Consider the following 14,386-nt stretch of genomic DNA (forward strand, 5'->3'; position numbering starts at 1 on the left):
GCTCAGCGCACCGAGCGGATCCGGTAGACCAGGATCGCGCCCGCGGCCTCGATCACGGCCGCCACGAGGTAGAGCGCTCCGTACCCGCCCAGCCCCGTGACGACCGGGGCGGCGATCGCCGGGGCGAGCACCTGGGGGAGCGAGCTCGCGATGTTGAGCACCCCCAGGTCCTTTCCGCGGTCGTGCGCCGCGGGGAGCACCTGGGTGAGCAGCGCGAAGTCGACCGCGCTGTACGCCCCGAAGCCGATGCCGAGGGCCACCGCGGCGGTGACCGCGCCCGGCCACGCCGGCCACACCGCGATCAGCACCGCGGCGGCGGCCATGATCAGCGCACCGGCGGTGACGAACACCCGTCGCCGCCCGGTGCGGTCCGACAGCGTGCCCGCGAGGATGACCGAACCCAGCATGGCCGCCGAGTAGACCGCCGTGAGGATCAGCACGCCGGCGGCCGGGTCGGCGATGCCCACGACGTCGGACAGGAAGAAGAACAGGTAGAGCAGCACGATCGCGTTGCCGAGGTTCACCAGGAACCGGGTGAGGAATCCCCAGCCGAAGTCCGGGTGGCGCACCGGGTTGATCCAGAACCCGCGCAGGAACTCGCCCCACCGCCACGCCCGGCGGGGCCGGAGCCGCGCGCGCCGCCCCGAGAGGACGTAGGGCAGGCTGCAGAGCAGGGCGGCGGTCGCGCAGAGGACGTACCCGGTGGCGGTGACGCCACCGAGGACCGCGAGCCCGGTGCCGGCGCCCACCCCGACGACGAGCGCCAGGCCGAGGTACCCGGCCGCCGTGCCCCGCTGGGACGCCGGCACCTCGTCGGGCACGGCGGCGCTCAGCGCGGCGTAGGGGGCGTTCAGCAGCGTCTGCACCGCGCACCAGCCGATCACCAGGAACGGGACGGCCGGCGCCGCGGCGAGCAGCGCGATCGCGACGGCGCCGCCGGCGAACCCCAGCGCGATCCACGGCCGGCGCCGGCCGAACCGGGAGCGGGTGCGGTCCGACAGCGCGCCGAACAGGGGGTTCGCCACCAGCGAGCATACGGCGCCGGCCCCGAGCACCAGCGCGAGCACGGCCTCCTTGTCGGTGGGCGCGAGCGCCTCGACCTGCTGGGGCAACAGCACCTGGAGCGGCCCGAACAGGCCCGCGTACAGGCCGATCCAGGCCAGCGCGAACCGGACGACCCAACCCGCCGACACCCGATCCGCCGGATCGGCATGCCCGCACGACGTCATTCTCCCCCTTCACCCCCGGGAAGGAGGATACGTCTCAGCTCCCGGCGACCGCGGTACGAAGGGCGTCGGCGGTGTGATCCACCTCCTGCCCGTTCACCAGCACGGTGGGCGTCGCGGTGACGCCGGCCTGGGATGCGGCGTCGGTGACCGAGCGCGTCCAGTCCGCGTACGTGCCCTCCTGGACGCAGGTGGCGAAGTCGCCGCCCGCGCCCGCCTGCCCGCCGAGCGCCACGAGCTGCTCGTCGGGCAGACCCGCACCGCCCTCCGGGGGCTGGTTGGCGTACAGCAGCTGGGCGAACCGCGGGAGCACACCGGCGTCGGCGGCGCAGCCCGCGGCGGCGGACGAGCGGCTCGAGTACTGGGTGCTGGAGAAGCGGTTCAGGTACGCCACCGGGTGGTAGGCGACCCGGGCCTGCCCGGACGCGACGAGCTGGTCGATCGTGGCGCCCGCCTGCTGCTCGTACTGCCGGCAGGCCGGGCACTGGAAGTCCAGGTAGAGGTCGATGGTCGCCGGCGCGTCGGGGTCACCGACCGTGACCCCGGCCGCGGTGGCGCCCGCCGGCAGGTCGCCGCCCGCGCCCGCTTGGGCGCGGTAGACGCCGAACCCGACGGCGCCGGCGAACAGCACGAGCACGACGACCGCCGCGAGCGTGAGGGTCGACGGCCCCCGGCGCCGGACGGTGGGAGTGCGAGGCATCAGGAGGGCTCCTTCATGAGTGCGAGGCGACCGGCGGGCCACCGGGTGAGGAGGACGGCGAGCACCGTCAGCGCGGCGTCGCGGGCGAGCTCGAGCCCGTACGTCGGGTCCTGCCCGGCGCCGAGCTCACCCCCGGAGCCGAAGCAGCCGCAGTCGATCCGCAGCCCGCGCGCCCACGCCGAGGCGATCCCGACGACGAACGCGAGCATCAGCACGGCCGAGACCGCCGCGGCCGCCCGGACCCCGGCCCCGACCACGAGCAGCACCCCCAGCAGCAGCTCCACGACCGGGAGGCCGGCGCCGACGACCTGCGCGGCCGTCTCGGGCAGGAGCCGGTACGCGCGGACCGCGCGCACGGAGGCGTCCAGATCGGCGATCTTCGACGCGCCGGCCACCAGCCAGACGCCGCCGAGCAGCAACCGGGCCGCGGTGCTCAGCCAGGGGAGCAGCGCGGGTGGGGAGGAGGTGGCGGTACGCATCATCGAAGGTGGTCGTCCTGGACGCGCCCCCGGTTCCCGCGTCGTGTCGGCTCAGGCGGCCCGGTGGTGGGCCGTGGGCTGCAGGCCGCCTTCGGCGAAGCCGTCGCCGTCCACCCCCTCGTCGCGTCCGGTGACCGTCTCGGGGGCGGTCTCGGCGGCCGTTCCGCCGCCGAGGCGCCCGAGCCGGGCGTGCAGCAGCAGGAGGACCAGGCCGATGACCACCGGCACGTGCCCGGCGAGCCGGGCGACCTCGACGTGCCCGGCGAGCAGGTCCATCGTGCTGAGGGCCACCAGCAGCGCCACGAACGCGCCGATCACCGGCACCAGGCCGCCCGCCCGCCGGGCCCCGGTGGCGGCCCACGCGAACGCGACGCCGAGGGCCAGGTTCCAGGCCGCGCTCTCGTGCGAGAAGTGCGCCATGCTCGCCCCCGCCAGCTCACCCGGCCCGGCCCCGGCCGCGGCGACGATCCCGCTCAGCGCCAGCGCGAGCTGCCCGACGGCGAGCACCGCGAGCGCGGCGCGGACGGCGTCGCGGGCGATCGCGCGCCACGTCCGTCGCGGCGCGGGGCGGGACTCGCCGGCGTCGAGCGCGGCGAGGAGCCCCGGCAGCACGTCGGGGAGGTCCTCGGCGGGGCGGAGCCGGGCCAGCCGGGTGACGTGCGCGGCCCGGTCGGAGAAGGCGCGGCAGGCGGCGCAGCCCTCGAGGTGGCGTTCGACCACCCCGGAGCCCACCCCTGGGTCCTCGCCGTCCATCCGCGCTGAGATCGCGTTCCGGCAGTCCTGGCACCGCATGTGCCTATGGTCGCAACGAGCGCCCCCGTGGTTCCCGCCGCGGCCCGCGGAAAGTGGCCGTGGATAGGCTGGGCGCGTGGCCCAGCGAGCGGACGACGAACAGATCACCGCGTGGGCGCTGGCGGCCGGGCGCGGTGACCGCGAGGCGCTGTCGGCGTTCGTGCGGGCCACCCAGCGCGACGTGCTGCGGTTCGTGTCGCACCTGGCCGACCCCGGGCAGGCGGAGGACCTCGCGCAGGAGACCTACCTGCGGGCCGTCGGGGCGCTGCCGCGGTTCGAGGCCGCCGCGTCGGGTCGCACCTGGCTGCTGTCGATCGCCCGGCGCGTCGCGGCCGACGCGGTGCGCGCGGCGGGGCGGCGGCCCCGCACCACCGCGATCGCCGACTGGGACGCCGTGGTGGTGGGCACCGGGGCGGTGCGTCGCGCGGGCGACGAGGCGGTGCTGCTCGAACAGCTGGTCGCGGCCCTGCACCCGGACCGCCACGAGGCGTTCGTGCTCACGCAGGTGCTCGACCTGAGCTACGCCGAGGCGGCGCAGGTGTGCGGCTGCCCGGTGGGCACGATCCGGTCCCGGGTGGCGCGTGCCCGCGAGGACCTGGTGCGGGCCCTCGACGGCGGGACGACCGACGGTGGGCGGCGCCGCGAGGCCTAGGAGGTCCTGACGACTCCGGCCGTGGCGAGCGGCGTCCAGGTGGAGTCCGCACAAGGCGAACGCTCGCACCGATAGGGATGTGATCAGCGGATCCGTGACATGAACGGCACATCGAGGCCGTTGCCAGATCCAGCTGCCGGGCGGCGGCCCGTGATCAGCGGTATCGGTTGTCCATGGTTGTGGCAACGACGATGTGCACCCGATAACGGCAGGTCCGGGCGGCGATCAAGGGATGATGGTCGCTGTTGAAGATCGACTGGCGACCGTTTCGCCTCGATCGCCGAACGCCGCCGCGGCCCGATTCGGCAACACCCCCCATCCGCGGCCCAAGTCACGATCCTGGCGATCAAGACGCTCCCAGGGCCGACGCAAGAAGCGATCCAGGCCCCACCGACCAGGCACGGCCCGAGAGGCCCGGCACCCGTGACGAGCGCACGCACGCCCAGCGCTCGGCCGGCGCCGGCGATGAGCCGTAGGCCCGAGTTGTTCAGGGCGCTCCGCGCCTCCCGGGAAATCCGGCTGGCGCCGCTCGGTACGGTCGGCCTTGTGTCGACGAGGCTGACCAGCAGTGACCTGACCGGTACCGACATGACCGCCCGGTTCCGGGCCCTGCACGTTCCTGGTGACCCGTTGGTGATGCCCAACCCGTGGGACGAGGGGACGGCGAAGGCGCTCGCCACCATGGGGTTCGCGGCCCTGGCCACCACGAGCAGTGGGTTCGCGGCCAGCACGGGTCTCGTCGACGGCGCGGTGGGCGCGGTCGACGCGCTCGAGCACGCCGCGGCGGTGGCCCTGTGCGTGGACATCCCGGTCAACGCCGACCTCGAGGACGGGTGGGGCGACGACCCGGCCGAGGTGGCGAGCACCGTGGCAGAGGCCGTCGATGGCGGCCTGGCGGGCTGTTCGATCGAGGACTACAGCGCGGGCGCGGACCCGGAGATCCACGACATCGGCCTGGCCGCCGAGCGGATCGCGGCCGCGTCGGACGCCGCCAAGGAGGGGCGCGGGCTCGTGCTCACCGCGCGCGCCGAGAACTTCATCCGCGGCAACCCCGACCTCGGTGACACGATCGAGCGTCTGCAGGCCTACCAGGAGGCGGGCGCCGAGGTGCTGTACGCGCCGGGCCTGGTGGAGCTCGCCGACATCCGCAGCGTCGTGTCGTCGGTCGATCGGCCGCTGAACGTGCTCGTCGTGCCCGGGATGGCGCCGATCGGGGAGCTGGCCGAGGCCGGCGTGGCCCGCATCTCGGTGGGAGGTACGTTCAGCGCGGTGGCGTTCGGGGCGCTCGCCCGTGCCGCGCGCGAGTTGAAGGAGCACGGCACGTACGGCTTCTTCGAGCTCGCCCGCGAGGGCCGCGAGCTGACGACGAAAGCCTTCCGGCTCCACTAGTGTCCCGAACCGGAAGTCCACCACATGACTCGACGGCCCGGCTTCCCGCTGGCCGCACCGGCGAACCGCCCGAGTACGCCCGGTACGAGGCCGGCCCGCCGGCGCACCCGGCGGAAACCTGGATCCGCCGATTCATGCACCGGACTTCCGGTTCAGGACACTAGACCCACGTAGAAATCACTAGATCCAGTAGGCGCTTCGGCGCGTTCGAGTGACGCGGCTCACTCTCGGGTGATTTCGCGGGTGTCGGGTCGTTGTTCTACCCGCTGTCGCGCATACGCTGATCGCCGCCTCTCGACGATCTTGCTCTCCGGGTCGCCGCGGGCGCCATGTCCCTCGCGCAGAACGGATGACGCCCGTGCGACTCGCGCCGCTCCTCACCGTCGTCGCTGCAGTGGTCGGGCTCACGGCGGCCGTGGCCCCGCCGGCCGCGGCGACCCCCGCGCCCGCCCAGGCGGAGGAACCCTGGCGGCTCAGCGGAGACCTCGCAGCGCACGACCCGGGGCTCGTCGTCGGTGGTGGTGGTGACAGCTGGTACGTGTTCGCCACGGGCGAGGAGAACAAGGGCGCCGGCAACATCCAGGTCCGTTCGTCGCCGGACGGGCACGACTGGACCTACGAGGGCACGGTCTGGGACGAGATCCCCGGGTGGGTCCAGGAGGCCGTGCCGGGCGTGAAGAACCTCTGGGCCCCGGAGGTCTACGAGGCCAACGGCATGTACTACCTGTACTACGCCGCGTCCACCTGGGGGCACAACAGGTCGGTGATCGGGCTCGCCACGAACGAGACACTCGACCCGTCCGACCCGGCCTACAAGTGGGTGGACCGCGGCGAGGTCATCGGCTCCGAGCCGGACGACGACTACAACGCCATCGACCCGGGCATCGTCGAGGACGGGTCGGGCACGCCGTGGATGGCGTTCGGCTCGTACTGGAGCGGGATCCGGATGGTGCAGCTGGACTGGCCGTCGGGGAAGGTCGCCGACCCCGACGAGGAGCCGCTGCACATCGCCGACCGCAAGGCCGCGCCCAACGCCATCGAGGCGGCCTACATCGTGAAGAACGACGGCTACTACTACCTCTTCACGTCGTGGGGGCAGTGCTGCCAGGGCTCCGACAGCGACTACAAGATCATGGTCGGGCGCTCGAAGAAGGTGACCGGGCCCTACGTCGACCGGGAAGACCGCAAGCTCCTCGACGGGGGCGGCACCACGGTCCTCGTCGACCAGGGCAACCGCGTCGGGCCGGGCGGCCAGTCCGCCTCCGACGACGTCATCGCCTACCACTACTACGACAAGTCCGAGGACGGGGCCACCAAGCTGGCCATCCAGTCGCTGGTGTGGGACGACGACGGCTGGCCGGAACTGCAGAGCAAGGACTGACCGCTGCTCGACGGGCCGGTCGGCGCCCTGACCGGCCGGACCGACGGAGGCATGCGGTGCTCGTACTCACCGGCGCGCAGGTGGAGGAGCTGCTCGACCTCGACGAGCTGATCGACGCCGTGGCCGCGGCCATGGCCGACCTGAGCGCCGGGCGCGCGTCGGCGCCGGACCGGAACGGCGCCGTCGTGCCCGAGCACGAGGGACTGCTCGCCGCGATGCCGGGCTATGTCCCGTCGGCCGGGGCGCTGGTCACCAAGCTGGTGTCGCTCTACCCGCACAACGCGGGCACCGGCCTGCCGACCCACCAGGCCGTGATCGTGAGCTGCGACCCGCGGACCGGGCGCCCGCAGGCGTTGCTGGACGGCGAGGTGATCACCGCGCTCCGCACCGGGGCGGCGTCGGCGCTCTCGGCGCGGCTGCTCGCCCGCCCCGGCGCGGCGGTCCTCGCGATCCTCGGCACCGGGGTGCAGGCGCGGTCGCACGCGCGGGCGATGTGCTGCGTCCGCCCGGTCCGGGAGATCCGGGTCGGCTCTCGCGACCCGGCACGTGCGGTGGCCCTCGCCGACGAGCTGGCGGCCGAGCTGGGCGTGGCGGCGGTCGCCGCCGCCTCGTACGCCGACGCGCTGGACGGCGCCGACATCGCCTGCGGCACCACCTCTGCGGGCGATCCGGCGATCCGGCGCGCCCGGCTCGCCCCGGGCGTGCACGTCACGTCCGTGCGCTTCGGTGGCCGCGAGCTCGACGACGCCACGGTGGCGGATGCGCTCGTGTGCGTCGAGTCGCGGCGCGCGGCGCTGGCACCGTTCCCCGCGGGCGCGGCCGACCTGCTCGAACCCATCAGGGCCGGGGTGATCGGCGAGGAACACCTGCACGCCGAGTTGGGCGAGCTCGTGGCCGGCACCCGGCCCGGCCGGACGTCGGACGACCAGATCACCCTCTACAAGTCGGTCGGCGTCGCCGTGCAGGACGCCGCCGCGGCCGCGCTCGTGCTGCGGGCCGCCCGCGACCGGGGCGTCGGCACCGAGGTGCCGCTGTAGCCGGCCTTACCCGGGGGCGGGGAACACGCCGCGGACGGGTGCCGTTGGACGGGGAATGGCCACGATCGAACTGACCACCGAGAACTTCAACGACGTCGTCGGGGACGGAACCGTGCTCGTCGACTTCTGGGCGTCCTGGTGCGGCCCGTGCCGTCAGTTCGCCCCGGTGTTCGAGGAGGCGTCGCAGACCCACGAGGACATCACCTTCGGCAAGGTCGACACCGAGGCGCAGACCGCGCTGGCACAGTCCTTCGGCATCTCGTCGATCCCCACGCTGATGGCGGTGCGGGACGGCGTCGTGCTCTACTCACAGCCCGGCGCGCTGCCGGCTGCGGCCCTCGAGGACCTCATCGGGCAGGTCCGCGGCGTCGACATGGATGCCGTGCGCCGCGAGGTCGCCCAGCAGGAGCAGGCGGAACCGCAGGCCTGAGCCGTCACCCCGGAACGCGCAGCAGGTAGTCGTTCGCGGCCACGTCCCAGCTCATGTCGACCAGGTCGCGGGCGCGCGCGGCCTTGGCGAAGGACAGGAACGTGTTGAAGCCGTAGCGCTTCTCGCTGAACCCGGGCCGCTGCTTGCGCAACTTGTCCTTGAGGCCGCTGAGCGGCGGGGGCGAACCGGGGGCCTGCAGCTGCCGGACGACGTCGACGAGCAGGGCGAAGGCGTCGTCGACCTCCGTCCCGTCCTCGGCGAAGCTCACCTCGGGATCGCCCTGGGCCGATCCGGCGCGCAGCTGGAGGACGTGCTGGCCCTCCAGGTGCCGCAGGAGCTCACCGAAGCCGCGGAACCCGAGCTCGGCCTCGTCGAACGTGGGGTCCTTGCGCAGGACCGCGCGCTTGAGCCGGGAAGCGAGCACCGGCCCGTCCGCGTGGCGCTGCAGGCCGGCGAGGGTGCGCGTGATGAGCTGCGCGGCGTCCCCGTCGTCCGCCTGGGTCGGCTCCTCGGCCGGCGGCGCAGGCTCCTCCGCCGGCTGCTCGACGGGCTGCACGTTCGGTACCGCCTGCGGGCGGGACCGGCTACGCCCCCGGCGGGCCGGCTGTCCCGGCTCGACCCCGGGCAGGCGGTCGTAGAACAGGAACTCGTCGCAGGCCGGCGGCAGGAGCGCGGACGTCGAGGACTGCACGCCGATCCCGATCACCCGCTTGTCGAGCTCCCGGAGCTTGTGGACCAGTGGCGTGAAGTCGGAGTCGCCGGTGCCGATCGCGAACGTGGTGATGAACCCGCGCGCGAACGCGAGCTCGATCGCATCGACCGCCATCTTGATGTCGGCGGCGTTCTTGCGGGAGCCGCCCAGGCGCTGCGGGATCTCGATGAGCTCCACCTGCGCCCTGGCCAGCAGCCTGCGGTCCTCGTCGAAGGCGGACCAGTCGGCGTACGCCCGCCGGGCCACCACCCGCCCGCGCTCGGCGAGCGCGTCGGCCACGGGCCCGAAGTCGAACGGGGCCACCCCGAGCCCGTCGCGGGCCCCGATCGCCAGGTTCTCGTAGTCGAGGAACAGGGCGATGCGCTCGTCATCGTTGATCATTGGCGGCTCCGGGTGCTCGGTCGTGCCGCAGACACTAGGGCGTGTCTGGTGGATCAGGGTCGCTGGGCTTCGGGATCCAGATCGTCCCTGGCAAGGCGGAGGCGCGAGCCGTCGTACCTGGTGTACCCCGTCGTGCCGACAACGCAGCCAGGGGCGATCTGGGCCCGAAGACCGCGATCATGATCCGCCAGACACGCCCTAGATCAGGCCGGCCGGAGCAGCCGCGCCGCGCGGTCGCCCGCCGCGAGCGCGTCCGGGTTGCCGCGCCCGTGCGACTCGCGGGCCACCTCGACGAACTTGATCGCGTGCTCGTCGCGGGTGGCGACGGCCCGGTCGATGATCTCGTCGGCGTCGGCGTCGGGGGCCGAGGTCGCACCGGTGGGCTCGCTGCCGAGGGGCCGGTACGCGCTGGTGATCGCGGCGGAGACCGCCCATGCCGTCTCGTACGTCGCGCGCCACAGCTGCACCGGCAGCGCGGGGAGCACGAGCGCGGCCGCCCGGGGCGCCGTGGCCGCGTGCACCAGCATCACCGGGTTGCCGTGCGCCCAGCGGTCGTAGCCGGTGACGGCCGCGTCGACCAGCGCGTCGAGTGCCCGCGGTACGGCGGCGGCCTCCTGCACCGGCCGGAGGCGGCCCAGCGCGGGCGGCCACGCGGGCGTCTCCCCGAGCCGCGCGATCCGGGTGCGGGCACCCCCGACGGCGTCGACCGCGGGGAGCGCGGCGAGCGCGGTGCCGGCGTCGGCAGTGCCGGCGGGAGGACGCTGACCGGGCAGCGGCTGCCAGCGCGCGGCCCAGTAACCCAGCGCGGCGGCGAGCTCGTCGAGGCGCTCGGGCGTCTCCCGCTCCCGCAGCGCGCGCACGGCGTGGCCCGTGCGGATCAGCCCGTGGGTCGACGCGGCGACGGCTCCCGGCAGCAGCCGCGGCCACCAGCGGGCGAGCACGTCCGTCCACGGCTCCCGGTGCACCAGTTCGGTGAACAGGGCGCACCAGTCACCGAGCCGTACCGGGTCCCCGAGCGGCTCGCGCCACTCCGCCTCACGGATCGGCCAGCGGGCCTCGGGAGCGGAGTCGAGGCGCTGCACGTACTCCTCGACCCACCGCTCGACGTCCGCACCGCGGCCGAGCCGGATCAGGGCGTCGGCCGCCATCGGGCCGTGGTTGCTCAGCCAGCCGACGAACTCCGGGCCGGTCCCGCGCAGCCGCTGGTAGGTCTCGTCCAACACGTCGTCCATGTGATCAGTGGGCACCCTCAACCCGGCTGCAGGTCAACCCCCGGCAACGCCGTGTGCCAGTGCGGGCTGCGGACGAAGTGGTTGTCGAAGCGGTCCCGGGTCTCGAGGATCTCCTGCGGGCTCGCCTCGCCCCTGAGCACGCGCTCGGCGAGGCGGCAGTAGGCGAACCGGTCGGGGATCGCGGGCGTGTACACGACGAGCACGTCGGCGGGGCGCCGTCGTCGGCGCTGAAGGCGTGGGTGGTGCCGCGGGGTACGAGCAGGAAGTCGCCCTCCTCGAGCGTGACGACCCGGTCGCCCGCGAGCGCGCGCATGGCCCCGCCGAGCACGAAGAACATCTCCGCCGACTCCCGGTGGAAGTGCGGTGCCGCGCCGTCGCCGGCCGCCTGGAGGATCGATCGGTTGGCGTTGAGTGCGCCGCCCGTCGGGTCGTGGTCGGCCAGCAACTGCATCCTGGTGGCGCCCACGGCCAGCACCTCGGCGTCGCCGGCCCGGGTGAGGAGGAATGGCATGCCGGTAGGAGGGGGTCGGCGGGGCGGAACGTGACATCGGTGGCCCCCGCCGTGACCCGTGTCACCGCAGACGCTGGTCCTTGAGCCGCTGGAGCTTGCCCACCGACCGTTCGAGGGTCTCGGGGTCCACGACCTCGCAGCGGACGCTCACCCCGACCGTGTCCTTGACGGCCGTCACCAGCTCCGCGGAGGCGGTGCTGCGGCGCGCGGCCGGGCAGTCCGGCCGCGCTTCCACGCGGACCGTCATCGCGTCGAGCCGCTCCTCGGTGGTCAGGACGAGCTGGAAGTGCGGAGCGAGGCCCGCGATGCGCAGCACGACCTCCTCGATCTGGGTGGGGAACACGTTCACCCCCCGAAGAATGATCATGTCGTCGCTGCGGCCGGTGATCTTCTGCATCCGCCGCATGGCCGGCCGCGCGGTGCCCGGCAGCAGCCGGGTGAGGTCGCGCGTGCGGTACCGGATGATCGGGAGCGCCTCCTTGGTGAGCGAGGTGAACAGCAGCTCGCCCTCCTCCCCGTCGGGCACCGGCACCCCGTCGAGGGGATCGACCACCTCGGGGTAGAAGGCGTCCTCCCAGATGTGCAGCCCGTCCTTGGTCTCCACGCACTCCTGCGAGACACCGGGGCCCATCACCTCGGACAGCCCGTAGATGTCGACGGCGTGCATCCCCGTGCGGCTCTCGATCTCGCCGCGCATCTGCTCGGTCCACGGCTCCGCGCCGAGGATCCCGGTCCGCAGCGACGAGGACGCCGGGTCGATGCCCTGCTTCTCGAACTCGTCGATGATCGTGAGCATGTACGACGGGGTGACCATGATGATCTCGGGGCGGAAGTCCTGGATCAGCTGCACCTGCCGCGGCGTCATGCCCCCGGACACCGGGATGACCGTGGCCCCCAGCTTCTCCGCCCCGTAGTGCGCACCCAGGCCGCCGGTGAACAGGCCGTACCCGTACGCGACGTGCACCTTGTGCCCGGGCCGCCCGCCCGCCGCGCGGATCGAGCGGGCCATGAGCGTGGCCCAGGTGTCGATGTCGTGCTCGGTGTAGCCGACCACCGTGGGTTTGCCCGTGGTGCCCGACGAGGCGTGGACGCGCCGCACCCGCTCCTGCGGGACCGCGAACATGCCGAACGGGTAGTTGTCGCGCAGGTCGGCCTTGGAGGTGGTGGGGAACTTCGCGAGATCGGCCGGCTCCCTGCAGTCGTCGGGGTGCACGCCGGCGGCGTCGAAGCTCGCCCGGTAGAACGGCACGTTCTCGTACGCGTGCCGCAGCGTCCAGCGCAGGCGTTCCAGCTGCAGCGCCCGCAGCTCGTCCACCGACATGCGCTCGGCCGGGTCGAGCAGCTCGGCGGGCGGCGCGTCCCCGAGACGCCGATCGATCGTCGTCATCGTCAGCTCTCCTTCTTCGCCACCAGCGTCAGCACGTCGTAGCGTGCCACCGACTCGCCGTCCTGGCGCGTGACGTCGGCGTCCCACCGGACCTCGCCGTACCCGGCGGTGTCGCGCGGCGTGAGCTGCTTGCAGGTGAGCGTGACCGTCAGCTCGTCACCGAACTTCACGGGCGTGATGAAGCGCAGGTCGTCGACGCCGAAGTTGGCCAGCACGGGGCCCGGGTCGGGGTCGACGAACAGGCCCGCGGCGAGCGACACCACGAGGTAGCCGTGGGCCACGCGCCCGCCGAAGAGCGGGTTCGCCGCGGCCGCCTCGGCGTCCATGTGGGCGTAGAAGGTGTCACCGGTGAACTCGGCGAAGTGCTCGACGTCCTCCTGGGTGACCCGGCGCGGGCCGGCGACGACCGTATCGCCCACCCGCAGCTCCTCCAGGTGCTTGCGGAACGGGTGGACGTCGGTGACGGTGCGCCGCGACCCCGGCACCCAGCGGCCGGTGATCGCGGTCAGGGTGTCCGGGTCGGCCTGCACGGCCGTGCGCTGCATGTGGTGCAGGACGCCGCGGATGCCGCCCATCTCCTCGCCGCCGCCCGCGCGGCCGGGGCCGCCGTGCACCAGTGCCGGGAGCGGGGAACCGTGCCCGGTGGACTCCTTCGCGTCCTGATCGTTCAGCACGAGGAGCCGCCCGTGCCACGGGGCGACGCCGAGCACCACCTCGCGCGCGAACGCCGCGTCGGCGGTGACGACCGACCCGGCGAGGCTGCCCCGCCCGCGGGCGGCCAGGTCGACGAGCTCCTCGGTGCTCGCGTAGGGCAGCACGGTGGAGACCGGGCCGAACGCCTCGACCTCGTGCGGCTCGGCCCGCTGCGGGTCGCCCACCAGCAGGATCGGGGAGACGAACGCGCCGCGCTCCGGGTCGGCGTCGACCACGTCGACCTTCTCGGGGTCGCCGAAGACGATCCGCCCGGCGTCGGCGAGGGCCTTGACGCTGCGGCGCACCTCCTCGCGCTGCTCCAGGCTCGCAAGCGCTCCCATCCGCACGCCCTCGCTCGCCGGGTTGCCGATCGTCGTGCGCGCCAGGCGTGCCGAGACGGCCTCGACCACGGCGTCGACGTGTCGCTCCGGCACGAACGCCCGCCGGATCGCGGTGCACTTCTGGCCCGCCTTCACCGTCATCTCGGTGACGAGACCCTTCACGTACAGGTCGAACTCCGGCGTTCCCGGCGCCGCGTCGGGGCCGAGGATCGACAGGTTGAGCGAGTCGGCCTCGGCGCTGAACCGCACCGCGCGCCGCACGACCGTGGGGTGCGTGCGCAGCTTCGCCGCGGTCGACGCCGAACCGGTGAACGCGACGAGGTCCTGCTCGGTGAGGTGGTCGAACAGGTCACCGGTGCTGCCGGCCACGAACTGCAGCGAGCCCTCGGGCAGCAGCCCGGAACCGACGATCAGCTCCAGGAGCGCGGCCGTGAGGAATGCGGTGGGGCTGGCCGGCTTGACCAGCGACGGCACGCCGGCGAGGAACGCGGGCGCGAGCTTCTCCAGCGGTCCCCAGACCGGGAAGTTGAACGCGTTGACCTGCACCGCGACCCCGTGCCGCGGCGTGCAGAGGTGCTGGGCGACGAACGTGCCGCCGCGGCCCAGCGGCTCGACGCCGCCGTCGACGTAGAAGGTGTCGTTGGGCAGCTCCCGGCGGCCCTTCGACGCGTACGCGAGCAGCACGCCGATGCCGCCGTCGACGTCGAACTTCGAGTCGCCGAGCGTCGCGCCGGTCTGCGCGGAGACGGCGTAGAGGTGGTCGCGGTGCTCGCGCAGGTGCTGGCCGAGCGCCTTGAGCAGCGCCGCCCGCTGGTGGAAGGTCAGCTCCCGCAGCGCAGGGCCCCCGACCCGCCTGCCGTGGTCCAGCGCGGCGGCGAAGTCGATGCCGGCCGACGAGATGCGGGCGACCTCGGCGCCGGTCACCGCGTCGTGCAGCGGCCGGCCCTCCTCGGCCGGACGGTGCCAGCCACCGCTCACGTAGCTGCGCAGGACAGGCGCCATCGGCGTCCTCCGTTGGTCTCGCTCAACCGACCGTTCGTTCG

At 73.7% G+C, this 14,386-nt stretch carries 14 protein-coding genes and 1 pseudogene; 5 read left to right on the top strand and 10 right to left on the bottom strand.

Translation table 11 applies throughout. The features are described 5' to 3' along the window. Positions 1-2 precede the first annotated feature (2 nt). From ACU436_RS12050 to ACU436_RS12065, 4 genes are all read right to left on the bottom strand, one after another. Positions 3-1,193, bottom strand: coding sequence for an MFS transporter (locus tag ACU436_RS12050; protein ID WP_459024582.1), 1,191 nt, complete (start codon positions 1,191-1,193; stop codon positions 3-5). Between the two features lie 70 nt (positions 1,194-1,263). Next, a complete protein-coding gene (locus ACU436_RS12055; protein ID WP_459024583.1) occupies positions 1,264-1,926 on the bottom strand; it encodes a thioredoxin domain-containing protein in 663 nt (220 codons plus the stop codon). Next, positions 1,926-2,408: a MauE/DoxX family redox-associated membrane protein gene (locus ACU436_RS12060; RefSeq protein WP_459024585.1), complete on the bottom strand. Its 483-nt coding sequence runs from the start codon at positions 2,406-2,408 to the stop codon at positions 1,926-1,928. Before ACU436_RS12060 ends, ACU436_RS12055 begins: the two co-directional genes overlap by 1 nt. Before the next feature lie 48 nt (positions 2,409-2,456). After that, complete coding sequence (locus tag ACU436_RS12065) at positions 2,457-3,197, bottom strand: zf-HC2 domain-containing protein (RefSeq protein WP_459024587.1); 741 nt, start codon at positions 3,195-3,197, stop codon at positions 2,457-2,459. A 76-nt stretch (positions 3,198-3,273) separates the two neighbouring features. On the opposite strand from ACU436_RS12065, the gene ACU436_RS12070 reads away from it, so the two are divergent. The 5 genes from ACU436_RS12070 (at position 3,274) to trxA (ending at position 8,086) form a co-directional block, all read left to right on the top strand. Next, positions 3,274-3,849, top strand: coding sequence for a sigma-70 family RNA polymerase sigma factor (locus ACU436_RS12070; protein ID WP_459024589.1), 576 nt, complete (start codon positions 3,274-3,276; stop codon positions 3,847-3,849). Between the two features lie 546 nt (positions 3,850-4,395). Further along, on the top strand, positions 4,396-5,238 hold the full coding sequence (locus ACU436_RS12075; protein WP_459024591.1) for an isocitrate lyase/PEP mutase family protein: 843 nt from the start codon (positions 4,396-4,398) through the stop codon (positions 5,236-5,238). A gap of 349 nt (positions 5,239-5,587) precedes the next feature. After that, positions 5,588-6,619 (top strand): arabinan endo-1,5-alpha-L-arabinosidase, encoded by a 1,032-nt coding sequence (locus ACU436_RS12080; RefSeq protein WP_459024593.1) that lies wholly within the window; start codon positions 5,588-5,590, stop codon positions 6,617-6,619. Positions 6,620-6,675: 56 nt separating this feature from the next. Continuing rightward, positions 6,676-7,656 (top strand): ornithine cyclodeaminase family protein, encoded by a 981-nt coding sequence (locus tag ACU436_RS12085; protein WP_459024595.1) that lies wholly within the window; start codon positions 6,676-6,678, stop codon positions 7,654-7,656. 55 nt (positions 7,657-7,711) lie between these two features. Continuing rightward, positions 7,712-8,086, top strand: coding sequence for a thioredoxin (gene trxA, locus ACU436_RS12090; protein ID WP_459024597.1), 375 nt, complete (start codon positions 7,712-7,714; stop codon positions 8,084-8,086). Positions 8,087-8,090: 4 nt separating this feature from the next. On the opposite strand, the gene ACU436_RS12095 is transcribed toward trxA, so the two are convergent. The 6 genes and pseudogenes from ACU436_RS12095 to paaZ form a co-directional block, all read right to left on the bottom strand. Next, the gene (locus tag ACU436_RS12095; RefSeq protein ID WP_459024599.1) at positions 8,091-9,179 is read right to left on the bottom strand and encodes an NYN domain-containing protein; all 1,089 of its coding nucleotides are present in this window, start codon (positions 9,177-9,179) and stop codon (positions 8,091-8,093) included. Positions 9,180-9,382: 203 nt separating this feature from the next. After that, positions 9,383-10,411, bottom strand: a complete 1,029-nt coding sequence (locus ACU436_RS12100) for a hypothetical protein (RefSeq protein ID WP_459024601.1) — start codon at positions 10,409-10,411, stop codon at positions 9,383-9,385. Between the two features lie 17 nt (positions 10,412-10,428). Then, complete coding sequence (locus ACU436_RS12105; protein WP_459025726.1) at positions 10,429-10,605, bottom strand: hypothetical protein; 177 nt, start codon at positions 10,603-10,605, stop codon at positions 10,429-10,431. 26 nt (positions 10,606-10,631) lie between these two features. Beyond that, positions 10,632-10,922 (bottom strand): annotated as a pseudogene (locus tag ACU436_RS12110) (cupin domain-containing protein); the annotation flags it as partial. 61 nt (positions 10,923-10,983) lie between these two features. Continuing rightward, positions 10,984-12,309, bottom strand: coding sequence for a phenylacetate--CoA ligase PaaK (paaK, locus tag ACU436_RS12115; protein WP_459024603.1), 1,326 nt, complete (start codon positions 12,307-12,309; stop codon positions 10,984-10,986). Positions 12,310-12,311: 2 nt separating this feature from the next. After that, positions 12,312-14,345 carry a phenylacetic acid degradation bifunctional protein PaaZ gene (paaZ, locus tag ACU436_RS12120; RefSeq protein ID WP_459024604.1) on the bottom strand — a complete coding sequence of 678 codons (2,034 nt, stop codon included), beginning with the start codon at positions 14,343-14,345 and terminating at the stop codon, positions 12,312-12,314. Positions 14,346-14,386 lie beyond the last annotated feature (41 nt).

It is taken from the genome of Pseudonocardia wallangbongensis, assembly GCF_054486945.1.